Source organism: Williamsia sp. M5A3_1d (assembly GCF_053345315.1).
In genome coordinates this window covers 1,598,810-1,625,628 of record NZ_JBKEZX010000001.1, presented here as the reverse complement: position 1 = coordinate 1,625,628, position 26,819 = coordinate 1,598,810, and the positions used below count along the sequence as shown (strand labels likewise).

Here is a 26,819-nt window from a genome sequence, read left to right as displayed (position 1 = left end):
GCATCACAAAACAGTGCCGGACTCAAAACCGACACCACAAAAAATGGCATAAACAATCCATCAACACACTATCGAGTTCTCAAAGAACACACACCCACGTCGTCGGGACCTCGTCGAGGCCGTCCGTTCGTGGACTTGTTCAGATGTCGTTGCTCCGTCACCGGGGCAACTTTTCCAGCCTAGCAGAGGTTCTCGGTGACGCCAACCCGGTGTTCGGGAGGCAATCTCGACCCTGCCCACCGCAGTCGTGAATCCCGCTCTCGCGGTGATCAGTGGAACTGTGGTGGTCTGCGCTCGAGCCCGGTTTCCTTCTACCCGGTGATTTCTCTCCGGGGAGGCGCCGTGGCGCGCTGACTTGGAAGAAGTTACGCGGATCGCGGCTGCGGCGTCAAATCGTGTGGTGCACAGCGTGTCGAACCCAGCGTGACCTGCGGCGTTCTTGGTACGTCCGCCCCGTTTTCGCACGAAATCGGCTGGTGGACAGCAATACTGAGACCCACGCCACAGGGATTCGTCGTCAGCTTCCGGTCACCCGCTCGATGTCGGCACCCAATCCACGCAGCTTGTCGATGAACTCGGGGTATCCGCGATCGATGTGGAACACGTCGTGCACCTCGGTCACGCCATCGGCCACCAAGCCTGCCAACACCAGTCCTGCGCCGGCGCGGATGTCCGAGCACCACACCGGCGCGCTCGAGAGCTGCTCGATCCCTCTGATCACCGCGTGATGACCGTCGGTCCTGGCGTCGGCGCCCAGACGGATCATCTCTTCCACGAAACGGAAACGCGCCTCGAAGACGTTCTCGGTGATGACCGACATCCCGTCGGCGACTGCGGCGAGCCCGATCGCCATCGGTTGCAGATCGGTCGGGAACCCCGGGAACGGCAACGTCGAGAAGTTCACCGCGGTCGGGCGTTCGAGTTGACGTACGCGGAACCCGTTGTCGAAGCGATCCACCTGCGCGCCGGCATCGCCCAGCTTGTGCAGCACGAGCTGCAGGTGCGCGGGGTCGACCCCGGTGACGGTGATGTCTCCGCGCGTCATGGCCGCGGCGACACCCCACGTTGCGGCGACGATCCGATCCCCCACCACCGGATGCGTGGTCGGCGTCAACGTCGGCACACCCCGCACCGTCAGTGTCGAGGTCCCGGCCCCCGAGATGTCGGCTCCCATCTGCGTCAGCATCTCGCAGAGATCGACAATCTCGGGCTCTCGCGCAGCGTTGTCGATGGTGGTCACCCCGTCGGCCAACACCGCCGCCATCAGGATGTTCTCGGTGGCACCCACCGAGGGGAACTCCAGTGCCACCGCCGCGCCGGTGAGCCTGTCGGCCTCGGCCACCACACATCCGTGTTCGATGGTGCTCTGTGCGCCGAGCGCGCGTAGCCCGGCCTGGTGCATGTCGAGCGGTCGCGAGCCGATGGCGTCTCCACCCGGCAACGCGACGACCGCGCGATGACATCGGGCCAGAAGCGGTCCGAGGACGCAGACCGACGCCCGGAACTGTTTCACCGCATCGAAATCGGCGTGGAAGCTCGGTCGGTCCGGTGTGTCGATGTGGACCACATCGCCGTCGAGGGCCACCGTCGCCCCCAGGCCACGGAGGACCTCCGCCATCAACGGCACGTCGGCGATCAGTGGGCAGTTGGTGAGCGTCGTCCGCCCCTCGGCGAGCAAGGCAGCGGCCATCAGCTTCAGGACACTGTTCTTGGCTCCCACCACGGACACCTCACCCTGCAGGCGGGCACCTCCGGTGACGAGAAAGCGATCATTCACGGTCCGAGCCTATCGACCTTCCGACCACGGTCGGCCCCGGGAGCGCGATCGGCACAGAAGGTAGGTTGACCTCCATGGCCGTTCACCTGACCAAGATCTACACACGCACCGGCGATGACGGCACCACCGGTCTCAGTGACTTCTCCCGCGTCAGCAAGACCGACGCCCGCGTGGTCGCGTACGCCGACTGCGACGAGGCGAACGCCGCGATCGGGACCGCGATCGCACTCGGTGCACCCGACGACCACGTCCGGGCCGTCCTGGTCACCATCCAGAACGACCTCTTCGACGCCGGCGCAGACCTCGCGACGCCCGTTGTCGCCGATCCCGAATACCCGCCGCTGCGCGTGCAGCAGTCCTACGTCGACGCCCTCGAGACATGGTGCGACGAGTTCGCCGACGGGCAGGCGCCGCTCGATTCGTTCGTCCTTCCCGGGGGCACCGCCTTGAGCGCGCTGCTCCATCAGGCGCGGACGGTGGTCCGCCGAGCAGAACGATCGGCGTGGGCCGCGATGGCGGAACATCCCGACGACATGTCGGCGTTGCCCGCGCGGTACCTCAACCGCCTGTCGGATCTGCTGTTCATCCTGTCGCGCGCGGTCAACACAGACGGCGATGTGCTGTGGGCTCCCGGCGGGGAACGTCAACGACCGACGCGGAAGGATTGAACGATCAGGCCGACCGGCGACGCTGGGAACGGACCGGTGGCCGAGATTCGACCCACGACTGGAAAGCCGTGATCGCCCCCGGGTCCATGGCGAGTTCGTAGTCCGCCCCGTCCGCGCCGATCTCGACGATCGTCATCGCGTCGATGACGTCGACCTCGCTGCCCTCCGGACGCCGGCGCCCGCGGGTCTCGATCGACTGCCGGGCGATGACCTCGCTCGGTCCGGTGCGCAGACTGCTCAGGCGGTAGAAGAGCATCGTGTTGTCGTCGTATCGGACGATGCCGTGTCTCCAACCCTGATCGTGTCCCGCCGGAAGCGCGCGCAACAGCACCGCGGTGCCGCTGTTGCGCAGTCGATTCACCCGGGAGCCGACGACCACGACCATCACGACGACGACGAGGGCGAGCACGACGGCGACGGTCACCACGACGGTCATCGTGTTCATCGCCACCTCCTGTTCGACGCCCACCGCGCTCGGGGCGTCGTGGTCGCATCGGTGCGTGCCACGCCGGATACAGCGATCCCCGCAAACACCAGGTGTTTGCGGGGACCGACGCCGTATCGACGTTGACCTCCCCAGGATGCCACGGTGTCGACACCGTGGGCATCCGGCGAGGTGGAGATCACTTCTCCTGGTTGAGCTGCTCCACCGCTCGGATCCGCGACAGCGCTCGCTCGTGCTCCTCGGTGCCCTCCTCCGACGACTCGAGGTCGGCACGGGCGGCATCGACGTCGATGTCCCGGGCCCACTCCGCGGATTCCGCGAGCACCGTCACCGTCTCGCCGGTGACCGAGAGGAACCCCCCCTGCACCGCGGCGACACGACGTTTGCCGTCGGACTGCTCGATCATCACGAACCCACCGGGGATCAGCTGTCCGAGGAGCGGCTCGTGATGGTTGAGGATGCCGAGTTCGCCCTCGGTGGTCTGGGCGATCACGAAGGTGGCCTCGCCCGAGTACAGCCGTTCCTCGACGGAGACGACCTCGACCGGAAAGCCTGTGTCAGCCATGGGCGCCGATCACTTCCCCGAGATCTTCTGGGCCGCGGCCTCCACGTCGTCGAGACCGCCGCAGCTGTTGAAGGCCTGCTCGGGCAGGTGATCGAACTCGCCCTTGGCCACGCGGTCGAACGCCTCGATGGTGTCCGACAGCGGCACGACCGAACCCTTCTGGCCGGTGAACTTCTCGGCGACGATGAAGTTCTGACCCAGGAACTTCTGGATGCGCCGCGCACGCTGGACGGTGACCTTGTCCTCTTCGGACAGCTCGTCCATACCGAGGATGGCGATGATGTCCTGCAGCTCCTTGTACTTCTGCAGGATGCGCTTGACCTCGTTGGCGACGCGGAAGTGCTCATCGCCCACGATCGAGGCCTCGAGGATGCGCGAGGTCGACGTCAGCGGGTCGACAGCCGGGTAGATACCGAGCTGCGAGATGGGACGCGACAGCTCGGTGGTGGCGTCGAGGTGGGCGAACGTGGTCGCAGGCGCCGGGTCGGTGTAGTCGTCGGCGGGCACATAGATCGCCTGCAGCGAGGTGATCGAGTTACCGCGCGTCGAGGTGATGCGCTCCTGGAGCTCACCCATCTCGTCGGCCAGCGTCGGCTGGTAACCGACCGCGGACGGCATACGACCGAGCAGCGTCGAGACCTCGGAGCCGGCCTGGGTGAAGCGGAAGATGTTGTCGATGAAGAGCAACACGTCCTGGTGCTTCTCGTCGCGGAAGTACTCGGCCATGGTGAGGGCCGAGAGCGCGACGCGCATACGCGTGCCCGGCGGCTCGTCCATCTGACCGAACACCAACGCGGTGTCCTGCAGGACGCCCATCTCCTCCATCTCGAGGTGGAGGTCGGTGCCCTCACGGGTGCGTTCACCGACGCCGGCGAACACCGACGTGCCGGCGAACTCGCGGGCGATACGGGTGATCATCTCCTGGATCAGAACGGTCTTGCCGACACCGGCACCACCGAACAGACCGATCTTGCCGCCCTTCACGTACGGGGTCAGCAGGTCGATGACCTTGATGCCGGTCTCGAGGATCTCGGTCTTGCCCTCGAGCTGGTCGAAGGCAGGCGGCTTGCGGTGGATGCTCCACAGCTCGCCGTCCTGGCCGGTGCCCGGGGCGTCGAGGCAGTCGCCGAGGGCGTTGAAGACGTGACCCTTGACGACATCGCCGACGGGGACCGAGATCGAACGACCGGTGTCGCTCACCTCGGTGCCACGGGTCAGGCCGTCGGTGGGCTGCATCGAGACGGTGCGCACGAGGTTGTCACCGAGGTGCTGCGCCACCTCGAGGGTCAGCGTCTTGGCGACGGACTTCAGCGCGATCTCCGCGTGGAGGGCGTTGAACAGTTCCGGAACCGACCCGCGCGGGAACTCCACGTCGACGACGGGGCCGATGACGCGGACTACACGCCCCGCCGACTCGGTCGCCGAGGAGCCGCGGGGGGCTTCGGTTGTTGCTGTGCTCATGGTGGTCACTTCCTGGCTTCGGGGGCCGTTACGTCGTTGTCGAGTGTTCGTGGCCCCGACGAGCGATGCTCGCGCGCGGCCGTTGCGTCATTTGGCGAGTGCGCTGGCTCCGCCGACGATCTCGCTGATCTCCTGGGTGATCTGTGCCTGGCGGAGCTGGTTCGCCTGCCGCGACAGATCGGTGATCAGCTCGTCGGCGTTGTCGGTCGCCGCCTTCATGGCAGTGCGTCGCGCCGCCGACTCCGAGGCCGCGGCCTCGAGCAGAGCCGCGTACACACGCGTCGCGATGTACTTCGGCAGCAGGGCCGAGAGCAGCGTCTCCGCGCCCGGCTCGAACGAGTAGTTGCGATCGGGGCTCTCGTCGCTGTCGTCACCGGCGTCACCCTCGTCGTCGCTGGACACCACGAGCGGCGCCATGCGCCGTACCTCGGGCACCTGGCTCAGCATCGACGCGAAACGCGTGTAGACGATGTGCAGTTCGTCGACGCCCTCGGTGGCGGGCAGATCCTCGTCGCCGTCGGACTCCACCTGCTCGCCCGAGCCGGCGACGAACAGGTCGACCAGTCGATCGGTGGCGGTCTTCGCGTCTGAGTACCGCGGCTGCTGACTGAAGCCGGTCCACGACCCGGCCACCTCGATGTCGCGGAAGGTGAAGTACAGCAGTCCCTTCCGTCCCATCACGAAGATGATCGGCTCTTTGCCCTCGTCACGCAGCAGGGAGAGCAGCTCACGGGTCTCCCGCAGCACGTTCGAGTTGTAGCCACCACACTGACCGCTGTCACTGGTGACCACCAGCACGGCGGCCCGCTTGGGCTCGGGACGCTCGACGAGCAACGGATGGTCCAGCGTGCTCGACTTGCTCGCGAGCTCGGTCAGGACCGTCGTCATCTCCTCGGCGTAGGGCTTCGACGCGGTCACCCTGGCCTGGGCCTTGGTGATCCGCGACGTCGCGATCAGCTCCTGCGCCTTGGTGATCTTGCGCGTCGACTGCACCGACCTGATGCGTGAGCGCAGTTCACGGATGCTTGCCATCGGCTGCCTCACACCCCTTTCGGATTGGTCGTACGGACTTCGTTGGTCACCGGTCTACTTCTTCTTGAGCTTGATCTCTTCGTTGGTGACCTCGTCGGGATCCAGCGAGCCGGACTCCTCCTCGTTCACCACACGCGAACCGTCGCTCGTCAGGTAGCCCTGCTTGAACTTGTTGACCTCGCTGACCAGCGCCTCGGCCTGATCGTCGGACAGCGCCTTGCCGCCGGCGATCGACTCGTACACACCCGACGCGGCGTGGTGCAGATGGCTCACCAGCTCACCCTCGAAACGCTTGACGTCGTCGACGGGCACCGAGTCGAAGTGACCCTCACCGGCGAGGTAGATCGTGATGATCTGGTCCTCCACCGACACCGGGCTGTACTGGTTCTGCTTGAGCAGCTCGACCCAGCGCGCGCCACGCTCGAGCTGCGCCTTCGACGCATCGTCGAGGTCGGAGGCGAAGGCCGAGAAGGCCTCGAGCTCACGGAACTGCGCCAGCTCGAGACGCAGGGAGCCACTGACCTTCTTGAGGCCCTTGGTCTGTGCGGCACCACCGACGCGCGACACCGAGGTACCGACGTTGATGGCCGGCCGGACGCCCTTGTTGAACAGGTCGGACTCGAGGAAGACCTGGCCGTCGGTGATCGAGATGACGTTGGTCGGGATGAACGCCGAGACGTCGTTGGCCTTGGTCTCGATGATCGGCAGGCCGGTCATCGAACCGCCGCCGAGCTCGTCAGACAGCTTCGCGCACCGCTCCAGCAGACGCGAGTGCAGGTAGAACACGTCGCCGGGGTAGGCCTCACGGCCCGGCGGACGACGCAGCAGCAGGGAGATGGCGCGGTAGGCCTCGGCCTGCTTGGTCAGGTCGTCGAACACGATGAGGACATGCTTGCCCTCGTACATCCAGTGCTGGCCGATCGCCGAACCGGTGTAGGGCGCGAGCCACTTGAAGCCGGCCGAATCCGAGGCGGGCGCGGCGACGATGGTCGTGTACTCCAGCGAGCCGGCGTCCTCGAGTGCCTTCTTGACACCGGCGATCGTCGAACCCTTCTGACCGATGGCGACGTAGATGCAGCGGACCTGCTTGGCCGGATCACCGGTCTCCCAGTTCGCCTTCTGGTTCAGGATCGCGTCGATGCAGACCGCGGTCTTGCCGGTCTTGCGGTCGCCGATGATGAGCTGACGCTGGCCGCGGCCGATCGCCGTCATGGCGTCGATGGCCGTGATGCCGGTGGCGAGCGACTCCTCGACCGGCTGGCGCTCGAGCACGCTGGCCGCCTGCAGCTCCAGCACGCGGTCCTCGGCCGACTCGATCTCGCCCTGACCGTCGATGGGCTGCCCGAGCGGGTTGACCACGCGTCCGAGGAACTTGTCGCCGACCGGTACCGACAGCACGTCGCCGGTGCGCGAGACCTGCTGGCCTTCCTCGATCGACTCGTAGTCACCGAGGATGACCACGCCGATCTCGTCCTCGTCGAGGTTCAGCGCGACGCCGAGCACTCCTCCCGGGAACTCGAGGAGCTCGTTGGCCATCGCGCCGGGCAGTCCGCTGACGTGCGCGATGCCGTCGGAGGTGTCGGTCACGACGCCGACCTCCTCGCGGGATGCCTCTGCTGTGAACGACGAGACGTACTGCTCGATAGCGCCCTTGATCTCGTCAGATGAGATCGTCAACTCCGCCATGGGTTTTCGTCTTCCTTGCGTAGGGGTGTGATCTGTGGTTCGTCGGTCGCCGGTCGGCGACTACGTGGGCAGCTCGTCGGCCGCACGGGCCAGACGGGTTGCGATGTCGGCGTCGATGACCTCGTCGCCGATGGCGATCCGCAGTCCACCGAGCAGATCGGGGTCGACCTCCACCTGCGTGGAGATCTCACGGTCGTAGATCCGACCGAGGACGGTGGTCAACTTCTCGCGCTGCTCGTCGGAGAGGTCGGTCGCGGCGACGACGTGCGCCACCGATTCCCCTCGCCGTGCGGCAGCCAGCTCGGCCAGGTCCGACACCGCCGATGCGGCGGGCTGACCACGGAGCAGGCGCACGGTCTGCGTGATGAGGGCCGCGGTGGTCTCGTTCGCCTTGCCCGCCAGCACCGTGTCGAGCAGTCCGAGACGCCCCTCGATCGGCGCGTTGGTGTCGGACAGCAATGCGCTCAGCTTGGGCTCGGCCACCAGGAGTCGACCGAAGCGGAAGAGCTCGTCCTCGACCTCGTCGATCGAGTTCGCCTTCTCGGCCACGATGAGCAGCGCATACCGCGCGAGCCTCTCGATCGCGAAGGTGAAGTCGCTCGTCGCCGACCAGCGACCGGTCACCGCGCTGCGCAGCAGCGCCTGGGCGTCTTCACCCGAGGTGGCGAAGATGCGGTCGGAGAGCGCGGTCTTGGATGCGGTGTCGTCCGACGGCTCGGCGAGATGCTTGCGCAGGACCGGCTCGCGGCCCAGCAGATCGACGACGTCGGCGAGTTCCCCGGCGAGACGGACGAGACCGTCGGCGTCGAGCGAACCGGTGCGGTTGTCGAACTCCTCGCTCAGCGCGCGCACCGAGTCACGACTCGCCGCCCGCATCGAGTGGAGTCCGACGAGATCCGAGGGTGCGGAGATGCGTGAGGACGCCGAGCCGTCGTTCGACCCCGCCATGTCCTCGAGTTCGGAGATCACCCTGTCGATCGACTGCTGCTGGGCGGAGACGTCGCCGAGGTGCCGGCGGACGATCTGCCCCGCGAGGTCGACCGAGGCCAGACCCAGATCACCGCGGAGCTGGCGGACGAGGCTGGCACGGTTGAGTGCGACCTGCGTCTTGCCGTGCTCGGTGATGCGCTTGACCTCGGCGTCGGCCTGGGCGGCCATCTCCTCGGCGATGGCCTGGGCGTCGCCACGGGCCTCCTCGCGGATCTGGCTGGCTGAGGCGCGAGCCTCCTCCACCGCGTTGGCGTGGGCTTCCTTCGCCTCGGCCAGACGCTTCTTCGCCTCTTCGCTCTCGGAGAGCTGGGTGGCGATGGTGTCCTGCTGCTTCTTCATCGCTGCCCGTACCGGCGGTGCGACGTAACGCACCAGCACGAAGACGATGACGATGAAACCGACGAGCTGTCCGATGAAGATCCCCATGGTCAGCTCACCGTCCCGCTGGTCGACGCCTGCTTGTCGAAGGTCGCATCGTCTGCCGACACCTCGAACCCGAGCACACGACTCGCGAGCTCGGACGAGAGCCGACCGACATCCTCGCGGGCCGCGGCTGCAGCCTGCTCGCCCTGCGACCGCAGCTGGGTGGTCGCCTCGGCGAGGACGCCGTCGGATTCTGCGGTGGCGCGTGTGCGCATCTGCTCCAACGACTCGCGACCCTTGGCCCGGGCCTCGTCACGGATACCGGTGGCCTCGCCGCGAGCCGACTTCATCGCCTCGCGGTACTCCGCCTCGGCGTTCTCGAACTCCTCTGTGGCCGTGCGGTTGTCGTTGCCGGTCTGCGTGACCGTCTCCTCCCGCTCCTCGAGCACCGCCTTGATCGGCGGGACGACGAACTTGCCGATCACGGCAAGCACGATGAGGAAGATGATCAGCACGACGAAGAACGTGCCGTTCGGTATGAGGAAGTTCTGTGCGGCGAGCGCCATGGTGTCTACCTGATTCCGTGTCTACCCGGGCCCCGTGGTCAGGAAGCCGAGATCGGCGTGGCGAAGACGAACAACGCCATGAATGCCAGGTTGATGAAGTACGCGGCCTCGACGAGGCCGACGGTGATGAAGAAGGGCGTGAACAGTCGGCTCTGGGCCTCCGGCTGACGGGCGATTCCCGCGATCAGCTGAGCACCGGCCAGGCCGTCGCCGATGCCGGCGCCGATGGCACCGCCGCCGAGGATCAGGCCGCCGCCGATCAGTGCGCCCATTCCAATCGTTGGATCCATGTGACTTTCCCTTTCGCTGTACTGGCACTCACGGTGCCAGTTCTGGTGCCGGCCGATGCGGTCATCAGCCAGGTCTGGCGATCGACGCGGTGTCGACCGTTTCCATTTCGTGGCCGTGGGGTCCGGCCTCGTGATCGAGGCCGGCCTCTCGGCGGTCCGGTCCGGTCCGGCGGATGCCGAACGGAGATCTGGTGCGCGGTGTGGCTAGTGCGCGTCCTCGGACTCCATCGACTGACTGAAGTAGAGGATGGTCAGCAGGGCGAAGATGAACGCCTGGATGAGTCCGACGAAGAGGTCGAACAGCTTCCAGATCGAGTTCGGCGCCCACATGATGTACGGCGGGAACAGCGTGATCAGCGAGACCATGATGCCACCGGCGAAGATGTTGCCGAAGAGTCGCAGCGACAGCGAGACCGGCTTCGCGATCTCCTCGATGATGTTGATCGGGGCGAGCCCGATCACGTGGCCGCGCACCAGCTTCATCGGGTAACCGAACGGCCCGCGCTTGCGGAAGCCGGCGGCGTGGTACCAGACGAACACGGTGAGGGCGAGGGCGTAGACGTAGTTGATGTCCGACGCCGGGGGCTTGAGCCACTCGCCGGCGACGCCCTCGGAGTTGCCGTACTGCACAGGGAGTACCGCGAGCCAGTTCGAGATGAGGATGAAGGTGAACAACCCGACCGCGAGCGGGAGCACGAACGGCGCGACGCGCATGCCGATGGAGCTCTCGACCTGCCCACGCATCTGGTTGGTGACGGCTTCGAAGAACAGCTGCACGCCGTTGGGGACGCCACGCGAGGTGACCTTCGCCCGCAGGATGAACGCCAAGCCGATCAGGATGATGGCGGCGACGGAGGTGCCGATGATGGTGTCGATGTTGAACGACATCCCGAAGAAGTCACGGACGATGTGGTGTCCGACCTCGATCTTGGAGTCGGACTCGGCCCCGGATTCGGCCTCTGCGGCCCATGTGGATACGGAGGTCATGACTGCTTGCGGAGTCCTTTCATGACGGGGATCACCGTGGAGAGGACCACGATCACCTGACACAGCGCCAGCCCGAACATCACGCCGAGTCCCTCGGGCCGGAAGATGAATGCCACCGCGAGTGCGGCGACGGTGATGATGCCGAGACGCACCGCCGTGTTGAGCACGACGGGCTTCTTACGTGGGTTCTCGTCGTCGGCGGTGGCGGAACCGACCGACGCCTGCACCATCTTGGCGTTGACGAGGGAGAGCACCATCCCCACGGCGAACCAGACGCCGAAGAACACATGCCCGACGACTGCGCTGATGACGAGGACCGCGGTGGCCGCGACGCCGGCGATGATGGCCGGGCGCGCCAGGCTGAGCGGGATCTCGGGATAGAACTGTGTCGACTCGGGGGCTGACATCGTCATCTGCCTCTCCTCGGGTCGGGAGCGCGCGGTGCTCGTCGTCGAGCGCCGCGGTCGTGCGGGCGGGTGGCCTCACGGTCGGTCGTCCACTGCCCGTTGCCAGAGCACTGTCCATCGAGCGTGCGTGCCGCGAAAGTAAAGCGGACGTAAGCTCACCGGTTGATGTGACCATATCAACCTGACACCGGGGGTGTGACGTGGGGTGGGGCTCGGTGGAACGGTTCCCGGCTGTCGTCGGTCGTCCTACTACGCGACATAGTACTACACGGACTAATATGTCCGGTTCACCGCGTCCGGCACCGGTGCCGCGGGGTGGTCGACGCGGCGATCGACGACCCTACGTCGTAGGCGCGGGACGATCGTGGCGATCATCGCCAGGACCAGCCCGGCAGCGAGTGCGGGTGCGACGACGGACACCGAGAACATCGTGCTGGCGGCGACGCTGAACGCCAGTACCGCGACCCACAGGTAGATGACCAGCACCACCCGTCGCTGCGAATGACCCAGTTCCAGAAGCCTGTGGTGCAGGTGCATCTTGTCCGGCGTGTAGAAGCCGACGCCGGCGCGCGTACGCCGGATGACGGCGAGGAGCATGTCGAGCATCGGGATGAACATGACCGCGGCGACGAGGATCAGCGGCGACAGCAGCGAGAACAGGTCGGCCGGGCCGTAGGCGTTGACCGCGATGCGACCCGAGGCACTCGTCGACGCCGTGGCCAGCATCAGGCCGATGAGCATCGACCCCGAATCGCCCATGAAGATGCGCGCGGGCTGGAAATTGTGCGGGAGGAAACCGAGGCACGCACCGGCCAGGCTGACCGAGATCAGCGCAGGCGGGTAGTAGCTGACGTCTCCCCCCTGATCCCGGAGCAGACCGAGCGAGAACAGCAGGATCGCCAGCGCAGCGATGAGGGCGAGACCGGCTGCGAGCCCGTCGAGTCCGTCGACGAAGTTGATCGCGTTGATGGTCGCCACGGTGATCGCGATCGTCAGCAGGCCGGACTGCAGCGGATCGAGCACCACGGTCCCGACATTGCCGAACGGTACGTAGATCACCGTCCAGCTCACGCCCATCAGGACCAGGACGCCCGCGGCGGTCAGCTGGCCGACGAATTTCGTCAACGCGTCGAGCCCCCACCGGTCGTCGATGATGCCCACCGCCACGATGACCAAACCCGCCACCAGCACGGCGTTCATGTCGTCGGTGTACGCGAAACCCCGGGTGAGCGCCGGCAGCTGCTGGGCGAGGACGATCGCCGCGAGCACCCCGAGCAGCATGCCCACCCCACCGAGGCGGGGTGTCGGGATCGCGTGGACATCGCGCACACGGGGGACGGCGACGGCGCCGACCCGCGTCGCCACCACGCGGACGAAGCCCGTGGCGAGGTAGGTGATGACGGCCGCGGTGAGGCCGACCAGCATCAACTCACGCAGGGGCACACCGGCACCGCCGGTGGACACGTCTGCTGCCGCGAGAAACACGGCTCAACGGTACTGGTGCGCGACCGCGATGTGGTCATCCGCACGCGCCCGGTCCCGACGTGGCGCGCGGGGCGTCAGTCGAGGAGTGTGGCCGTCTCGACGCCGAGAACCTCGGCGATCTCCTCGGCCGCGACGGCCCCGGTACGCAGGATCCGTGGGGTGGAGCCGGTCAGGTCGACGATCGTCGACGGCGTGGCGTGGGCGGCGGGGCCGCCGTCGAGGTACACCGCGACGTCGTCGCCGAGCTGGCCGCGGGCCTCCTCGGCGGTGGTGGCCGGCGGTTGTCCCGACCGGTTCGCACTCGACACCGCCATCGGGCCGACCTCGCGGAGGACCTCGATCGCCACGGGATGCAGCGGCATGCGCACCATCACCGTCCCACTGGTGTCGCCGAGGTCCCAGGCCAGCGACGGCGCCTGCTCGACGACGAGACTCAACCCGCCCGGCCAGAAGGCCCGGACGAGTTCGCGCATGCGGGTGCTGACCGACAGCACGAGGCCGTCGATGGTGTCCCAGGAACCGACGAGGACCGGCACCGGCATGTCGCGGCCCCGGTTCTTGGTCGCGAGAAGGGAGGTGACCGCGTCGGAATCGAAGGCGTCGCAACCCAATCCGTACAGCGTGTCGGTCGGCATCACGACAAGCCGACCCTGCCGCACCGCACCGACGGCCGCGTGGACCCCTGCGCTGCGTGAATGATCATCATTGCAATCGAACACCGTGCTCACGAACTCATCCTTGCATGTGGGGGTCGGGGGTCGCTCACACGCGGCGGGCGGTCACGAACCGGGGGCGACCGGCCAGATCGTGGTGCGCGGTGATGTCGGTGAATGCGCCCGACGCACCGAGCGCCGCCACGACGGCGTCGGAGGTGGTGTCGTCGTGCTCGATGCCGCACGCTCCCCCGGTGCGCAACATCCCCGCGATCACACCGGCCATCGGGGTGATCACCGACATGCCGTCGTCGCCACCGAAGAGCGCGACCGCGGGGTCGTGGCCGACGACCTCCGGATCGAGTGCGGCACCGAGCGGGACATACGGCGGGTTGCTCACCACGACGTCGGCACGAAGGTCACCGATCGCGTCGGGGTCGAGCACGTCGGCGCGGCGGGTCCCGATGCGTCGTCGTACCGCCTCCGGCGCGGCATCGACGTTGCGCTGCAACCACGTCCACGCCTCGGCGTCCTTCTCGACGGCGGTGACCGTGGCGTCGGGGACCGAGGTGGCCACCGCTATCGCCAGCGCGCCGCTGCCGGAGCACAGATCGACCACCGCGGGGGCCGGGGCGTTCCGGGCGCACTCGCCGACCGCCCATTCGAGCAGCGCCTCGGTCTCCGGACGCGGAACGAAGACACCGGGGCCCACGGCGAGTTCGATCGGCCCGAAGGCGGCGCGACCGATGATGTGCTGCAGGGGTTCTCGGGCCTCGCGGCGCGCCAGGAGACCATCGAGACGTCCACACTGCTCGGCGCCGATCGCATCGACGAGGAACAGTCTCCCCCGGTCGACGCCGAGCACATGGGCGATCAGGAGTTCGGCATCGACCCGCGGTGACGCCACCCCCGCGGTGCACAGCCGATCGGTCGCTGCACGCACAGCGGTCCGCAGGTCCGCGGCCGGCGAATCCGACCCGGTCACTGCGCCTCGAGCCGCGCCTGCCGGTCGGCGGCGGTCAGGGCGTCGAGCAGTGCGTCGAGATCGCCGTCGAGCACGGCGTCGAGATTGTGGGACTTGTACCCGATGCGGTGGTCGGTGATCCGGTTCTCGGGGAAGTTGTAGGTGCGGATCCGTTCGGAGCGGTCGACGGTGCGGATCTGCGCCGCGCGTCCCTCGGCGGCCTCGGCGTCGGCCTCCTCCTCGGCGAGGGCCTGCAGCCGCGCCGCGAGCACCTGCATGGCGCGCGCCTTGTTCTGCAGCTGCGACCGCTCGTTCTGGCAGGTGACCACGATGTTGGTGGGCAGGTGCGTGATGCGCACGGCCGAGTCGGTGGTGTTCACGCCCTGCCCGCCCTTGCCCGAACTCCGGTAGACGTCGATGCGGAGGTCGGTCTCGTCGATCTCCACCTGCTCGACGGCGTCGGGTTCGGGGTAGGCGAGGACGCCCGCGGCGGAGGTGTGTATCCGGCCCTGGCTCTCTGTGACCGGTACACGTTGCACGCGGTGCACACCGCCCTCGAATTTCATCCGGCCCCAGACCCCCTCGGTCGATCCCGAGCGGGCCTTGATCGAGAGCGTCGCGTCCTTGTAGCCGCCCAGGTCGGATTCGGTGACTCCGAGCATCTGCGCGGCGAACCCGTGTCGCTCACAGTATTTGAGGTACATGCGCGCGAGATCGGCAGCGAACAGCGCCGACTCCTCACCGCCCTCACCGGACTTGATCTCCAGGACCATGTCGTCGCCGTCATGCGGGTCGCGGGGGGCCAGCAGGTCGGTCAGGGCGGCGTCGAGCCGGGCGACGGTCGCCTCGAGCTCAGGGATCTCCGCGGCGAACGACGGGTCGTCGGCGGCGAGTTCCCGCGCGGCCTCCAGATCGTCACGCGCGGCGGCCAACCGGGTGTGGGTGGTCATCACGGGGGCGAGCTCGGCGAAGCGTTTCCCGACGCGCCGCGCGGTCGTCGGGTCGTCGTGCAGCGACGGGTCCGACATCTGCGATTCGAGACCCGCGTACTCGGCCAGCACGTCGTCGATCGCGGTACCCGCGGGCTTCTGGGTCACGGTTCGACTCCGTTTCGGTCGGTTCAGGGGTGGAGAAAGCGAAGACGCCCGCCTCGTGCGTGTGCACGGGGCGGGCGTCGACGGACGGACTACTTCGAGGCGTCGGCCTCGGCGCCCTTGGGGCTGCGCTTGCCGTAACGCTTCTCGAAGCGAGCGACGCGGCCACCGGTATCGAGGATCTTCTGCTTGCCCGTGTAGAACGGGTGGCACCGGGAGCAGACCTCGACCGTGATCTGGCCGCTCTCCTTCGTGCTCCGGGTCTGGAAGGTGTTCCCACAGCCGCAGACCACGTTGGTCTCGACGTACTGGGGGTGGATGCCCTGCTTCATCTGGTGTCCCTTTCGTGGTCGCCGGGTCACCGGACTCCGCTGGTGCGGGGGCGGTGTGAACCGGAACCGGACTTCGATGTCGTGCACCGGGGTGGTGCACAACCTTGCCGAGTATGCCAGAACGACGCCCGCGGACCGAATCGGTGCCGCCGGTGCCGATCGCACCCGACATGGAGCTTCAACCAGCGCTCACCTGCGTTAATTCCCACGATCGCGGCCGGCACTACAGTGGCGGCCGGCGGCGGACGGCGCCGGCGACCGAGGGGAGACCGATGGCCGACACACGACGCGGACGAATGCTGGGAGTGGTGATCGGCGCACTGGTGGTGGCGGTGGTGGTCGGCGTCGGGGCGTTCGCACTCACCCGCCCCGGCATCACCGGCGACTCCCCCTCGTCGGCGTCGGGATTCGTGCCCACCGCCGACGACCCCGATCCGGCGACGCGCATCCCCGGTGTGGTGAAGAAGTTCTACACCGGCGGCCACGTGGGTCCGGGCAAGCGGGTGCGCTATCAGTTCTCACCGCCCATCGGCGGCCGCCACGATGCGGTCTGGGCCACCTGCACCGGCATCGTCTATCCCGTCGCGATACGCAGCGAGAACGCCGTGCACTCCATGGAGCACGGTGCGGTGTGGGTGACCTACGACCCGGCACGGGTCGACGCGGCGGGAGTGGCCGCCCTCGCGGGTCGGGTGCAGGGTCGCGACCACACGCTGATGTCGCCGTATCCCACGCTGGATCGGCCCATCTCGATCCAGTCGTGGGGCCACCAACTGAAGGTCGACCGCGCCGACGACCCTCGTATCGACGAATTCATCACGGCGACACGGCAGAACGGACAGCTCGGTGTGTATCCCGAGGACCGCCGCTACGCCGGACACCCGGAGGTCGGCGGGACGTGCGCGGGAACCGGCGTCTACGACGTCGCCGACCCGCCGCGGTTCGACACCTCTGCGCTCCCGGCCGACGCCGTCCCCGACGCCTGAGGCGCCGGTCGGCCCGGGACCGGTGGAACCCCACCGATCACCGGCAGCCGATCACTCCTGGCCGGGGACGTTCGGCGTGTTCTTCTGCACCTGCATCAGGAACTCGATGTTGGTGGTCGTCTTCTTCAGCTGCGAGATCAGCAGATCGATCGCCTGCTGCGAATCGAGCCCCGACAGGACGCGACGCAGCTTGTGCACGATGGCGAACTCCTCGCGCGACATCAACAGCTCGTCCTTGCGGGTGTTCGACGGGTTCACGTCGACCGCGGGGAAGACGCGGCGCTCGGCGATCTTGCGATCGAGTTTGAGCTCGGCGTTGCCGGTGCCCTTGAACTCCTCGTAGATGACCGTGTCACCGGTCGAACCGGTCTCCACCAGCGCCGAGGCGATGATGGTGAGCGAGCCACCGTTCTCGATGTTGCGGGCTGCGCCGAGAAAACGCTTCGGCGGGTAGAGCGCGGTGGAATCGACACCACCGGACAGGATGCGCCCCGATGCCGGCGACGCGTTGTTGTACGCGCGGCCGAGACGGGTGATCGAGTCGAGGAGGACGACGACGTCCTTGCCGTTCTCCACCAGGCGCTTCGCCCGCTCGATGGCGAGCTCGGAGACCGAGGTGTGGTCCGACGGCGGCCGGTCGAACGTCGAGGCGATGACCTCGCCCTTCACCGATCGCTGCATGTCGGTGACCTCTTCGGGCCGCTCGTCGACGAGGACCACCATGAGGTAGCACTCGGGGTTGTTGATCGAGATCGCGTTCGCGATGTCCTGCATGATCGTCGTCTTGCCGGCCTTCGGTGGCGAGACGATCAGGGCACGCTGGCCCTTGCCGATCGGCATGATCAGGTCGATGACGCGGGTGTCGAGCTGCTCGGGACGGGTCTCGAGGCGCAGACGCTCGTTCGGGTAGAGCGGCGTGAGTTTGCCGAACTCGGGGCGATTGCGCGCCGACTCCACGTCGGCACCGTTCACTGAGTCGAGCCGCACCAGCGGGTTGAACTTCTGACGCTGGCTGCTCTGCTGCTCGCCGTCGCGCGGTAACTTCACCGCGCCGGTGAGCGCATCGCCGCGGCGCAGACCGTTCTTGCGCACCAGGTTCATCGACACGTAGACGTCGTTGGGCCCGGCGAGATAGCCGGAGGTCCGCACGAAGGCGTAGTTGTCGAGGACGTCGAGGATGCCCGCGACCGGCTGCAACACGTCGTCGTCGTTGACCTGCGGTTCACGCTCGTTGCCGCCTCCGCCCTGACCGTCGCGATCACGTCCACGACGACGCTCCCGGAAGCGACGACCGCGCCGACCCCGACCGGTGCCGTCGTCGTCGTCGTCGCGAGGACCGTTGTTGCGGTTGCCGTCACGGTTCTGGCTGCCGTCGCGGTTGGTGTTGTCACCACGATTGTTCTCGCCCCGGTTGTTCTCGCCCCGGTTGTTCTCGCCCCGGTTGCCGTCGCCACGGTTGTTGTCGCCACGGCCACCGCCGTTGCCGTTCTCGCCACGGTTGTTGTCCCCGCGGTTGTTGTCACCGCGGTTGTTGTCACCGCGGTTGTTGTTGCCGTTGCCCGACCGGCCGCCGCCGCCGCGGGTGGCGTTGCGGCCACCGTCACGCGTGCGAGCGGAGCCGTCCTGCTCACCGCGGTCGTTGCCCCCACGCTCGGTGGCTGGGCGCTCGGTGGCCGTGCGTTCGGTGGCTGGGGGGCGCTCGGCGCCGTTCTCACGATCGGTGGTCTCGCGATCGCCGGCATCGCGCGCGGAGCCGTCGCGGTTGCGGCGTCGGGTGCGGTCACCGGCGGTGTCGCTCGCCGCTGCGCCGTCGCTCTCGGCCCGGTCGCTCTTCGCGCCGGTGTTCTTCTCGGTCTCGGTGTTCTTCTCGGTCTCGCCGTTTTTCTCGGTCCCGGTGTTCTTCTCGGTACCGTCACCCTTCGGCGTCCGGTCCACCTCGACGTCCGCGGGGGCGGCATCGGCCCGCGCGCCCTTGTCGGCCTTACCGGCGGCGGTGGCCGTCGCAGCCGCGGGCGCGTCGGAGGTCCGCTCACGGGAGGCGCGTGACGAATCGCCACCCTGGCGGTCGGCGATGGCCGCGACGAGGTCGCCCTTGCGCATACCCGAGGTGCCCTTGATGCCGAGCTCACCGGCGAGTTGGCGCAGTTCGGTCAGAACCATCGACGTCAGGCCGCCGGCGCGGGCGGGTTTCGTCTTGGCGGGCGCGGCGGTCGCCGACGTCCCCGACGAGGCATCGGCCGCAGGTGTCGAGATGAGGTCCGTATCGGTCACGGATTTCCTTTCGTTCCCCCGCAGGTCTTCAGCCTGCGCCGGGGTGGCGATCATCCGCGCCGTGGCGGCGCGGATCTCGTGCCCGTCGAGAAGGACGGGGTCAAGTGTGGTGGGTCTGCCGCCGTGATGGCGTCTGCAGATGCGCCGCCGTCGAACGAGATCCCGATGGTGTGCCGGTGCGCCCGGTGGACGGGCAGGCTCCATGTACAGGGGTGTCGGTGAAGAGGCGCAATGAGGACAGACGTCCGCAGCGAGACTTCTTCATGCTAACCACGAACCACGCGTCGGGCAATACCGCGGCCCACCGGCGCGTCGGGGACAGACGACGCGCGTCGACGCCGTCAGCGCACGTCGACGGGACCGGCCACCCGCAACGACCGGGCTGCGAAGCCCACGCGCGCGGCGTGTTCGACGGCGGCCACGGGAAGCGGCTGGTCGTGCAACGCGACCACCGACGGACCTGCGCCGGAGACGAACGCGGCGACACCGCGACCGCGTAGTTCGTCGACGACATGGGTCGTATCGGGCAGGACCGGGGCCCGATAGTGCTGGTGGAGGCGGTCAGCGGTCGCCGCGTGCAGGCACCCGGGATCGCTGGTGAGCGCCACGACGGCCAGGGCGCTTCGACTGACGTTGAACACCGCGTCGGCGCGCGGGACCGCGTCGGGGAGCAGGCCACGGGTCAGTGACGTCGACGATTCGGTCGACGGGATGAACGCGGTGACCGCGATCGCGGGGTGCACGGCGAGCGGGCGGGCGTGATAGCGCGCCACACCGTCGACGAACTCGGTCCACGACACCACCGCGGAGCCGAGGACGCTGGCTGCGGCGTTGTCGGGGTGGCCTTCGAACTCGCTCGCGAGCTGGATCAGTTCGTCGTTCGAGAACGGTTGGCGCAGTCCGCTCTTCGCCATGAGTCCCGATGCGGCGGCGAGTCCCGACACGACCGCGGCGGCCGACGATCCCAATCCCCGCGCGTGCGGGATGGCGTTGCGGCAGACGATCTCGAGTCCGGTCGACCCGACTCCGCCGGCATCGAGTCCGCGCAGCAGCGCCCGGACCACGAGATGGGTGTCGTCGAGGGGCACGGCACCGTCACCCTCGCCGTCGACGCTGACCCGTACCCCCGAGGAGATGGTGGTGACGGTCAGATCGTCGTAGATGTCGAGCGCGAGACCGAGGGAATCGAACCCCGCCCCGATGTTGGCCGACGACGCCGGGACCCGTACCGAGCACGAGACCCCCAGCGGCAGTGGCTGATTCATTACGGCGGTCAGCTCAGATCCAGTGCGCGAGCGACCGCGGCGGGATCGACGTCGATGGCCTGGACCTCGGGCATCCCGGCCAGGGCGGTGTCGGGGTCCTTCAGGCCGTTGCCGGTCACGGTGCACACCACGGTCTCGCCGGCGGAGATCCAGCCGTCGGCACGGGCGGCGAGCAGCCCGGCGACGCTGGCCGCGGACGCCGGCTCGACGAACACACCCTCGCGTCCGGCCACGAGACGGTAGGCCTCGAGCAGCTTCTCGTCGGTGGCGGCGAGGAACTGCCCGCCCGAGGAGTCCTTCGCGTCGACCGCCTGCTGCCAGCTCGCGGGCGAACCGATGCGGATGGCGGTGGCGACGGTCTCGGGGTTCTTCACCGGGTGTCCGCTGACCAGCGGCGCCGCGCCCGCGGCCTGCACCCCGAGCATGCGGGGACGCGAGGATGACACGCCGTCGGCGTGGTACTCCGCGTAGCCCTTCCAGTAGGCGGTGATGTTGCCCGCGTTGCCGACCGGCAACGCGTGGACGTCGGGGGCGCGACCGAGGACGTCGACAATCTCGAACGCCGCTGTCTTCTGGCCCTCGATCCGTGCCGGGTTGACCGAGTTGACCAACTCGATCTCGGAGAACTCGGCCGTGGCCTTGCGTGCCAGTTCCAGGCAGTCGTCGAAGTTGCCCTTGACCTGGATGATCTTCGCGCCGTGCATGACCGCCTGGGCCAGCTTGCCCATGGCGATCTTGCCGGTGGGGATGAGCACGGCGCAGGTGATGCCCGCCCGGGTGGCGTACGCCGCGGCCGACGCCGAGGTGTTGCCGGTCGAGGCACACAGCACCGCGGTCTTGCCCTGGTTGACCGCGTTGCTGACCGCCATCGTCATGCCCCGGTCCTTGAACGACCCGGTCGGGTTCGCGCCCTCGACCTTGAGGTAGACCTCGCACCCCGTGAGCTCCGACAGGTGGGGCGCACTGATGAGCGGGGTGCCTCCCTCGAGCAGGGTGACCACCTTGCCGTCGGGTTCGACGGGGAGTCGGTGCCGGTAGGCCTCGATGAGCCCCGGCCAGGCGTGGTGGACGGCCCGGTTTCGGACTCCCCCGCCGTGGATCTGGTTGTCAGTCATCTGTTCCCTCCAGACGGAGAACGCTCGACACGCTCAGCACGGAGTCGAGGTCCTTGAGTGCGTCGACGGTCTCCGAGAGCGCCGAGTCCGGCGCCCGGTGGGTCACCACGATCAGGCGCGCGTTCTCCTCGGCGCCCTCCTGCCGCACGGTGGCGATGCTGACGTTGCGCTTGGAGAACTCCCCGGCGACGGTCGACAACACACCCGGCCGGTCGGCGACCTTCATCGAGACGTAATACCGGGTGTTCACGTCGCCCATCGGTGCGATCTCCAGCGAGGCGTAGGTCGACTCGAGCGGGCCCCGGCCGCCGTGGACCTTGTTGCGGGCGGCCATCACGAGGTCGCCGAGCACCGCCGATGCGGTGGGTGCGCCGCCGGCCCCCTGGCCGTAGAACATCAGCCTGCCCGCGTTCTCGGCCTCCACCACCACCGCGTTGAACGCGCCGTTCACGCTTGCGAGCGGATGCGTCAGCGGCACCAGCGCCGGATAGACGCGGGCCGAGATGCGCTGTCGGCCCGCCGAATCCACGACCCGCTCACAGATCGAGAGCAACTTGATGGTGCAGTCGAGCGTCGCCGCCGACGCCAGGTCTGCAGCGGTGATCGACGAGATCCCCTCGCGGTGGACGTCGCCCGCGGTGACGCGGCTGTGGAAGGCGATGGACGCGAGGATCGCCGCCTTCGCCGCCGCGTCGTATCCCTCGACGTCGGCGGTGGGGTCGGCCTCGGCGTATCCCAGACGGCCTGCCTCCTTCAGCACGACGTCGTAGTCGGAACCGTCGGCGTCCATGGCGGAGAGGATGAAGTTGGTGGTGCCGTTGACGATTCCCGCCACGCGTTGCACGGTGTCACCGGCCAGCGACTGCATCAACGGCCGGACCACCGGGATGGCGCCGGCAACCGACGCCTCGAAGTACAGATCGACCTTCGCCTCGGCGGCCAGCGTCGCGAGTTCGCCGGTGTAGTCGGCGAGCAACGCCTTGTTCGCGGTGACGACGGACTTGCCGTGCCCGAGCGCGCTCGCGATGAGACTGCGGGGGATGTCGATGCCGCCGATGAGTTCGACGACGATGTCGACGTCGTCGCGCACCACCAGCGCGGCTGGGTCGTCGGTCAGCAGCGACGTCGCGCACGCACGCGCCTTGCCGAGATCACGCACGGCGACACCGCGGATCTCGATGGGCGCACCCACACGGGCCCGGAGGTCGTCGGCGTTCTGCAGCAGGATGCGGACCACCTCGGCCCCCACGTTGCCCATCCCCAGCACCGCGACCCCGATGGGTCGCTGCGTGTGTTCGGTCATTCGGTCACCTCCAGACTCAACAGATCCGCGACGGTCTCGCGCCGCAGCACCGGCCGCGACACACCGTCACGCACGGCCACCACGGCCGGACGCGTCGCCATGTTGTACCGACTCGACATCGTGTAGCAGTACGCACCCGTCGCCGCGACGGCGAGAAGGTCGCCGGGCGCCACGTCGGACGGCAGCCAGCAGTCCTTGACGACGATGTCGCCGCTCTCACAATGCTTTCCGACGACCCGACTGACGACCGCGTCCTCGTGCGACACCCGCGACACGAGCCGCACGTCGTATTCGGCCTGATACAGCGAGGTGCGGATGTTGTCGCTCATGCCGCCGTCGACCGAGACGTACCGACGGTGTGCACCACCGCCGATCGCGACGTCCTTCACCGTCCCGACGCGGTACAGCGTGACCGTGCCGGGCCCGGCGATCGCGCGCCCGGGTTCGACGGCGAGGGTCGGGGTGGGCAGTCCGAGCTGCGCCGACTGCCGCGTCACGATGTCGATCAGCGTCGCGGCGACCTCGCCGACCGGCGGCGGGTCGTCGCTGGGGATGTAGGAGATACCCAGTCCCCCACCGAGATCGAGTACCGACAGCTGGGCGGTCTTGTCGACGCCGAACTCCGCGACCACGTCGGCGAGCAGCCCCAGCACGCGGTGGGCGGCGAGTTCGAAACCGTCGAGATCGAAGATCTGCGAACCGATGTGGCTGTGCAGACCCACGAGGCGCAGGTTGTCGGCGGCGAAGACCCGGCGCACGGCGTCCATCGCCACGCCGCCGCTGAGCGAGAACCCGAACTTCTGGTCCTCGTGGGCGGTGGAGATGAACTCGTGGGTGTGGGCCTCGACGCCGACGGTCACCCGGATCAGGACATCGGCGACCACCCCGGCCGCTCCGGCGGCGGCGTCGAGGCGTTCGATCTCGATCGCCGAGTCGACCACGATGTGGCCCACCCCGGCGTCGACCGCCTGTCGGAGTTCCTCCGGGGACTTGTTGTTGCCGTGCAGCGCGATCCGATGGGCGGGGAAACCCGCACGCAGGGCGACGGTGAGCTCGCCACCCGAGCAGACGTCGAGCGAGAGACCCTCCTGCTCGACCCATCGCGCGATCTCGGTGCACAGGAACGCCTTCGACGCGTAGTGCACCCTGCCGGTCGCACCGAATGCGGCCAACATGTCCGAACACCGCGATCGGAAGTCGGCCTCGTCGATGACGAACAGCGGTGTCCCGTGTTCGGAGGCGAGCTGGTCGACTCCGACACCGGCCAGGGTCACGACGCCGTCGTCCCCGCGGCCGGCGTTGCGCGGCCACACCGCGGCGGGCAGCTCGACGAGCTCGTCGGCAGACGTCGGGCGCTCCGACGGATGGGGGCGCGGCGAGTCCTCGGCGTGGCGGGGACCTGCGGGGTGGGCCATCACATCCGCTCCGGTGCGCTCACGCCGACGAGGTCGAGTCCGTTGGCGATCACCTGGCGTGTCGCCGAGCACAGGGCGAGACGTGCGGCGTGGATGTCACCGGGCTCCTCGTCGCCCTGGGGCAGCACCCGACACCGGTCGTAGAACCGGTGGTAGGACGCGGCCAGACTCTCGAGGTACCGACAGATCCGATGCGGTTCCCGCAGGTGTGCCGCGGTGGACACCACACCGGGGAAGTCGCCCAGGGTGCGGATGAGTTCACCCTCGGCGGGCTCGGCGAGCAACTCCAGGTGCGTGTCCGACGCGGTGATCCCGAGGTCGGCGGCGTTGCGCGCGATCGCCGAGAGCCGTGCGTGGGCGTATTGCACGTAGTAGACCGGGTTCTCGTTCGACTGTGTGGTCAGCAGGTCCAGGTCGATGTCGAGATTGACGTCGACCGACGACCGGATCAGCGAGTAGCGCGCGCCGTCGACCCCCACCGCGTCGACGAGGTCGTCGAGGGTGATCACCGTGCCCGCCCGCTTGCTCATCCGCACCGGCACCCCGTCGCGCACCAGGTTGACCATCTGACCGATCAGCACCTCGACGGTGGCCGGATCGTCACCGAGTGCGCCCGCGGCGGCCTTGAGGCGCTTGATGTATCCGTGGTGATCGGCGCCGAGCATGTAGATGCAGAGGTCGAAGCCGCGGCGGCGCTTGTCGCGAAAATAGGCGATGTCGCCGGCGATGTAGGCGGCCTCGCCGTCGCGCTTGATGACGACACGGTCCTTGTCGTCGCCGAAGTCGGTGGAGCGCAACCACCATGCGCCGTCGTTCTCGTACAGGTTGCCGTTGGCCTTCAGCTCCGCGATGCACTCGTCGACGCTCCCGGAACTGAACATCGAGTTCTCGTGGGTGTACACGTCGAAATGCGTCCCGAAATCGTCGAGACTCCGCTTGATGTGGTCGAACATGAGCTCGACCCCGGCCGATCGGAAGGCCTCGAGTCGATCGGCCTCGGGGCGTTCGAGCACGCCGGGATCCGCGGCGACGACGTCGGCGGCGATCTCACCGATGTAGGCACCGGCGTACCCGTCCTCCGGCGTCGTCCCGCCCATGGCGGCCGCCTGCAGCGACCGGGCGAACCGGTCGATCTGGGTGCCGTGGTCGTTGAAGTAGTACTCGCGAGTCACCGCCGCGCCCTGCGCGTCGAGGACGCGGCCCAGCGCGTCACCGACCGCCGCCCAGCGGGTGCCGCCGAGGTGGATCGGCCCGGTCGGGTTCGCCGAGACGAACTCGAGGTTGATCGCGGTGCCCTGCAGGTCGGTGCCCCGGCCGTAGTCGGCCGCAGCGGTGAGCACCGCTGCCACGGTGGCGTTCTGCGTGGCCGCGGCGAGCCGGAGGTTGACGAATCCCGGGCCTGCGATCTCGGCCGAGGCGATGCTGGGCTGTGACCGGAGTTCCTCGACGAGCCAACCCGCGAGTTCGCGCGGGGCGGTGGCGACCCGCTTGCCGAGCTGCAGGGCGATGTTGGTGGCGTAGTCGCCGTGGTCGGGATTCCGCGGACGCTCGACCACCACCGTCTCGGGGACCACCGAGGTGTCGAGCCCGCGTCGCGCGAGCACCGTCGTGGTGGCATCACGCAGCACGGTGGACAGATCGGTGGGAGTCACGAGGCACCATCCTATTGGCCCGTCACAGCATGGGGACAATCGCGGTCGCGCGCCCGCCGCGTTCGTGATCGACCGGCGTCCGGGCGGCGGCCAGTAGACTGTGGCGCGCATCCTCGAATCGAAAGGCAGTGATGGCGACCGAGAGCCCCCGGCCGGCACCGAACACGAGCTCGACGAACACCCCGTCGGCTCCGCCGGTGCCCCGCACGCCGTCCTCCCAGAAGAAGAAGAAGACCAAACCGGGCACCGTTCCCGTGGTCAAGGCCGGAGGGCGCCGCCCCATCCCGTGGATGACGATCGCGGCGGTGGTGGTGGTCGTGGCCATCGTGGGTGGTCTCGCGGCCTACCTGGCGCCGAAGTACCTCGACCGCGAGGAGACCCAGAAGTTCGTCCCCTCGGCGTCGAACCCCGACCCCTCCGACGACATCCCCGGCGTGGTGAAGGTCTTCTACCCCGCCGGCCAGCACGTCTCGCCCACGCAGCGGGTCGCCTACGACCAGTCGCCGCCGTTCGGCGGTCCCCATGACGCGGTGTGGGCCACCTGCACCGGGATCGTCTACCCGAACCAGCTGCGCACCGAGAACGCCGTCCACGCGCTCGAGCACGGCGCGATCTGGGTCACCTACAACCCGCAGACGGTGAAATCCGGCGACGTCGACCTCCTCAAGAGCAAGGTCGAGGGCAGGCCGTACACCCTGATGTCGCCCTACCCCGGCCTGAGCACCCCGATCTCGCTGCAGTCGTGGGGCCACCAGCTCAAGCTGGAGTCCGCGAGCGACTCCCGTGTCGACCACTTCATCACCGCACTGCGCCGCAACTCGCAGACCAACGTCTACCCCGGGCAGCCCCAGCAGTCGTCGTATCCCGAGGTCGGCGCCGAATGTGCCGCCATCCCCGGCGCTTTCGACCCCAGCAATCCGCCGCCCGCAGACTCCGGACCGGTGCCCGCGAATGCCGTCCCGATGAACGGAGCGGGCACCCAGCAGGCGACCGACGAGACCGGCGCCACGGTCCCCGCCCCGACCTCGACACCGGCGGGCTGAGGCC

At 68.2% G+C, this 26,819-nt stretch carries 26 protein-coding genes; 3 read left to right on the top strand and 23 right to left on the bottom strand.

Annotated features, from left to right (window positions below; translation table 11 throughout):
* Positions 1–517: 517 nt before the first annotated feature.
* Entirely contained in the window at positions 518–1,777 is a 1,260-nt protein-coding gene (gene murA, locus ACLBW1_RS07575) for a UDP-N-acetylglucosamine 1-carboxyvinyltransferase (RefSeq protein WP_447811082.1), read from the bottom strand.
* Positions 1,778–1,851: 74 nt separating this feature from the next.
* Between murA and ACLBW1_RS07570 the strand changes: the two genes are divergently transcribed.
* Positions 1,852–2,445 (top strand): cob(I)yrinic acid a,c-diamide adenosyltransferase, encoded by a 594-nt coding sequence (locus tag ACLBW1_RS07570; protein WP_447811081.1) that lies wholly within the window; start codon positions 1,852–1,854, stop codon positions 2,443–2,445.
* 4 nt (positions 2,446–2,449) lie between these two features.
* Here the strand turns inward: ACLBW1_RS07570 and ACLBW1_RS07565 are convergent, their stop codons facing one another.
* The 15 genes from ACLBW1_RS07565 to rpmE form a co-directional block, all read right to left on the bottom strand.
* Entirely contained in the window at positions 2,450–2,890 is a 441-nt protein-coding gene (locus ACLBW1_RS07565; protein ID WP_447811080.1) for a DUF2550 domain-containing protein, read from the bottom strand.
* A 178-nt stretch (positions 2,891–3,068) separates the two neighbouring features.
* The gene (locus ACLBW1_RS07560; RefSeq protein WP_447811079.1) at positions 3,069–3,455 is read right to left on the bottom strand and encodes a F0F1 ATP synthase subunit epsilon; all 387 of its coding nucleotides are present in this window, start codon (positions 3,453–3,455) and stop codon (positions 3,069–3,071) included.
* Between the two features lie 9 nt (positions 3,456–3,464).
* Entirely contained in the window at positions 3,465–4,916 is a 1,452-nt protein-coding gene (gene atpD / locus ACLBW1_RS07555; protein WP_447811078.1) for a F0F1 ATP synthase subunit beta, read from the bottom strand.
* Positions 4,917–5,003: 87 nt separating this feature from the next.
* Positions 5,004–5,948, bottom strand: coding sequence for a F0F1 ATP synthase subunit gamma (locus tag ACLBW1_RS07550; RefSeq protein ID WP_447811077.1), 945 nt, complete (start codon positions 5,946–5,948; stop codon positions 5,004–5,006).
* A gap of 54 nt (positions 5,949–6,002) precedes the next feature.
* On the bottom strand, positions 6,003–7,634 hold the full coding sequence (atpA, locus tag ACLBW1_RS07545; RefSeq protein WP_447811076.1) for a F0F1 ATP synthase subunit alpha: 1,632 nt from the start codon (positions 7,632–7,634) through the stop codon (positions 6,003–6,005).
* A 60-nt stretch (positions 7,635–7,694) separates the two neighbouring features.
* Positions 7,695–9,050 carry a F0F1 ATP synthase subunit B/delta gene (locus ACLBW1_RS07540; protein WP_447811075.1) on the bottom strand — a complete coding sequence of 452 codons (1,356 nt, stop codon included), beginning with the start codon at positions 9,048–9,050 and terminating at the stop codon, positions 7,695–7,697.
* 2 nt (positions 9,051–9,052) lie between these two features.
* Positions 9,053–9,553 (bottom strand): F0F1 ATP synthase subunit B, encoded by a 501-nt coding sequence (locus ACLBW1_RS07535; protein ID WP_447811073.1) that lies wholly within the window; start codon positions 9,551–9,553, stop codon positions 9,053–9,055.
* Positions 9,554–9,591: 38 nt separating this feature from the next.
* Positions 9,592–9,843, bottom strand: coding sequence for a F0F1 ATP synthase subunit C (locus ACLBW1_RS07530; protein ID WP_045822205.1), 252 nt, complete (start codon positions 9,841–9,843; stop codon positions 9,592–9,594).
* A gap of 204 nt (positions 9,844–10,047) precedes the next feature.
* Positions 10,048–10,830, bottom strand: a complete 783-nt coding sequence (atpB, locus tag ACLBW1_RS07525; protein WP_447811072.1) for a F0F1 ATP synthase subunit A — start codon at positions 10,828–10,830, stop codon at positions 10,048–10,050.
* Positions 10,827–11,243 (bottom strand): ATP synthase subunit I, encoded by a 417-nt coding sequence (locus tag ACLBW1_RS07520; protein WP_447811071.1) that lies wholly within the window; start codon positions 11,241–11,243, stop codon positions 10,827–10,829. The genes atpB and ACLBW1_RS07520 overlap by 4 nt, the downstream gene beginning before the upstream one ends.
* A gap of 267 nt (positions 11,244–11,510) precedes the next feature.
* On the bottom strand, positions 11,511–12,662 hold the full coding sequence (locus ACLBW1_RS07515) for a glycosyltransferase family 4 protein (protein ID WP_447811193.1): 1,152 nt from the start codon (positions 12,660–12,662) through the stop codon (positions 11,511–11,513).
* A gap of 134 nt (positions 12,663–12,796) precedes the next feature.
* Positions 12,797–13,450, bottom strand: a complete 654-nt coding sequence (locus ACLBW1_RS07510) for an L-threonylcarbamoyladenylate synthase (RefSeq protein ID WP_447811070.1) — start codon at positions 13,448–13,450, stop codon at positions 12,797–12,799.
* Between the two features lie 34 nt (positions 13,451–13,484).
* Positions 13,485–14,360, bottom strand: coding sequence for a peptide chain release factor N(5)-glutamine methyltransferase (prmC, locus tag ACLBW1_RS07505; RefSeq protein ID WP_447811069.1), 876 nt, complete (start codon positions 14,358–14,360; stop codon positions 13,485–13,487).
* Positions 14,357–15,436 carry a peptide chain release factor 1 gene (gene prfA / locus ACLBW1_RS07500; protein ID WP_447811068.1) on the bottom strand — a complete coding sequence of 360 codons (1,080 nt, stop codon included), beginning with the start codon at positions 15,434–15,436 and terminating at the stop codon, positions 14,357–14,359. The genes prmC and prfA overlap by 4 nt, the downstream gene beginning before the upstream one ends.
* Before the next feature lie 89 nt (positions 15,437–15,525).
* Complete coding sequence (gene rpmE / locus ACLBW1_RS07495; protein WP_447811067.1) at positions 15,526–15,765, bottom strand: 50S ribosomal protein L31; 240 nt, start codon at positions 15,763–15,765, stop codon at positions 15,526–15,528.
* A gap of 272 nt (positions 15,766–16,037) precedes the next feature.
* Between rpmE and ACLBW1_RS07490 the strand changes: the two genes are divergently transcribed.
* Positions 16,038–16,751 (top strand): DUF3105 domain-containing protein, encoded by a 714-nt coding sequence (locus ACLBW1_RS07490; protein ID WP_447811065.1) that lies wholly within the window; start codon positions 16,038–16,040, stop codon positions 16,749–16,751.
* A gap of 51 nt (positions 16,752–16,802) precedes the next feature.
* Here ACLBW1_RS07490 and rho read toward each other — a convergent pair whose 3' ends face one another.
* The 7 genes from rho to ACLBW1_RS07455 form a co-directional block, all read right to left on the bottom strand.
* Entirely contained in the window at positions 16,803–19,022 is a 2,220-nt protein-coding gene (gene rho / locus ACLBW1_RS07485; protein WP_447811064.1) for a transcription termination factor Rho, read from the bottom strand.
* Between the two features lie 341 nt (positions 19,023–19,363).
* The gene (gene thrB / locus ACLBW1_RS07480) at positions 19,364–20,287 is read right to left on the bottom strand and encodes a homoserine kinase (protein ID WP_447811062.1); all 924 of its coding nucleotides are present in this window, start codon (positions 20,285–20,287) and stop codon (positions 19,364–19,366) included.
* 8 nt (positions 20,288–20,295) lie between these two features.
* Positions 20,296–21,402, bottom strand: coding sequence for a threonine synthase (thrC, locus tag ACLBW1_RS07475; RefSeq protein WP_447811061.1), 1,107 nt, complete (start codon positions 21,400–21,402; stop codon positions 20,296–20,298).
* On the bottom strand, positions 21,395–22,705 hold the full coding sequence (locus tag ACLBW1_RS07470) for a homoserine dehydrogenase (RefSeq protein WP_447811060.1): 1,311 nt from the start codon (positions 22,703–22,705) through the stop codon (positions 21,395–21,397). Before ACLBW1_RS07470 ends, thrC begins: the two co-directional genes overlap by 8 nt.
* Positions 22,702–24,123, bottom strand: a complete 1,422-nt coding sequence (gene lysA / locus ACLBW1_RS07465; protein WP_447811058.1) for a diaminopimelate decarboxylase — start codon at positions 24,121–24,123, stop codon at positions 22,702–22,704. The genes ACLBW1_RS07470 and lysA overlap by 4 nt, the downstream gene beginning before the upstream one ends.
* A complete protein-coding gene (argS, locus tag ACLBW1_RS07460) occupies positions 24,120–25,772 on the bottom strand; it encodes an arginine--tRNA ligase (RefSeq protein ID WP_447811056.1) in 1,653 nt (550 codons plus the stop codon). The genes lysA and argS overlap by 4 nt, the downstream gene beginning before the upstream one ends.
* A gap of 22 nt (positions 25,773–25,794) precedes the next feature.
* Positions 25,795–26,010, bottom strand: coding sequence for a hypothetical protein (locus tag ACLBW1_RS07455; protein WP_447811195.1), 216 nt, complete (start codon positions 26,008–26,010; stop codon positions 25,795–25,797).
* Between ACLBW1_RS07455 and ACLBW1_RS07450 the strand changes: the two genes are divergently transcribed.
* Positions 25,970–26,815 carry a DUF3105 domain-containing protein gene (locus tag ACLBW1_RS07450; RefSeq protein ID WP_447811054.1) on the top strand — a complete coding sequence of 282 codons (846 nt, stop codon included), beginning with the start codon at positions 25,970–25,972 and terminating at the stop codon, positions 26,813–26,815. The two genes, ACLBW1_RS07455 and ACLBW1_RS07450, sit on opposite strands and share 41 nt — an antisense overlap.
* The last annotated feature ends 4 nt before the right edge of the window (positions 26,816–26,819 follow it).

What these genes read in the sequence shown, in the direction of transcription:
- ACLBW1_RS07570 (WP_447811081.1), top strand. Translation starts at nt 1,852, where the DNA reads ATGGCCGTTCACCTGACCAAGATCTACACACGCACCGGCGATGACGGC.
- ACLBW1_RS07565 (WP_447811080.1), bottom strand. Translation starts at nt 2,890, where the DNA reads ATGAACACGATGACCGTCGTGGTGACCGTCGCCGTCGTGCTCGCCCTC.
- ACLBW1_RS07560 (WP_447811079.1), bottom strand. Translation starts at nt 3,455, where the DNA reads ATGGCTGACACAGGCTTTCCGGTCGAGGTCGTCTCCGTCGAGGAACGG.
- atpD (WP_447811078.1), bottom strand. Translation starts at nt 4,916, where the DNA reads ATGAGCACAGCAACAACCGAAGCCCCCCGCGGCTCCTCGGCGACCGAG.
- ACLBW1_RS07550 (WP_447811077.1), bottom strand. Translation starts at nt 5,948, where the DNA reads ATGGCAAGCATCCGTGAACTGCGCTCACGCATCAGGTCGGTGCAGTCG.
- atpA (WP_447811076.1), bottom strand. Translation starts at nt 7,634, where the DNA reads ATGGCGGAGTTGACGATCTCATCTGACGAGATCAAGGGCGCTATCGAG.
- ACLBW1_RS07540 (WP_447811075.1), bottom strand. Translation starts at nt 9,050, where the DNA reads ATGGGGATCTTCATCGGACAGCTCGTCGGTTTCATCGTCATCGTCTTC.
- ACLBW1_RS07535 (WP_447811073.1), bottom strand. Translation starts at nt 9,553, where the DNA reads ATGGCGCTCGCCGCACAGAACTTCCTCATACCGAACGGCACGTTCTTC.
- ACLBW1_RS07530 (WP_045822205.1), bottom strand. Translation starts at nt 9,843, where the DNA reads ATGGATCCAACGATTGGAATGGGCGCACTGATCGGCGGCGGCCTGATC.
- atpB (WP_447811072.1), bottom strand. Translation starts at nt 10,830, where the DNA reads ATGACCTCCGTATCCACATGGGCCGCAGAGGCCGAATCCGGGGCCGAG.
- ACLBW1_RS07520 (WP_447811071.1), bottom strand. Translation starts at nt 11,243, where the DNA reads ATGACGATGTCAGCCCCCGAGTCGACACAGTTCTATCCCGAGATCCCG.
- ACLBW1_RS07515 (WP_447811193.1), bottom strand. Translation starts at nt 12,662, where the DNA reads ATGCTGGTCGGCCTCACCGCGGCCGTCATCACCTACCTCGCCACGGGC.
- rpmE (WP_447811067.1), bottom strand. Translation starts at nt 15,765, where the DNA reads ATGAAGCAGGGCATCCACCCCCAGTACGTCGAGACCAACGTGGTCTGC.
- ACLBW1_RS07490 (WP_447811065.1), top strand. Translation starts at nt 16,038, where the DNA reads ATGGCCGACACACGACGCGGACGAATGCTGGGAGTGGTGATCGGCGCA.
- thrB (WP_447811062.1), bottom strand. Translation starts at nt 20,287, where the DNA reads ATGAATCAGCCACTGCCGCTGGGGGTCTCGTGCTCGGTACGGGTCCCG.
- thrC (WP_447811061.1), bottom strand. Translation starts at nt 21,402, where the DNA reads ATGACTGACAACCAGATCCACGGCGGGGGAGTCCGAAACCGGGCCGTC.
- ACLBW1_RS07470 (WP_447811060.1), bottom strand. Translation starts at nt 22,705, where the DNA reads ATGACCGAACACACGCAGCGACCCATCGGGGTCGCGGTGCTGGGGATG.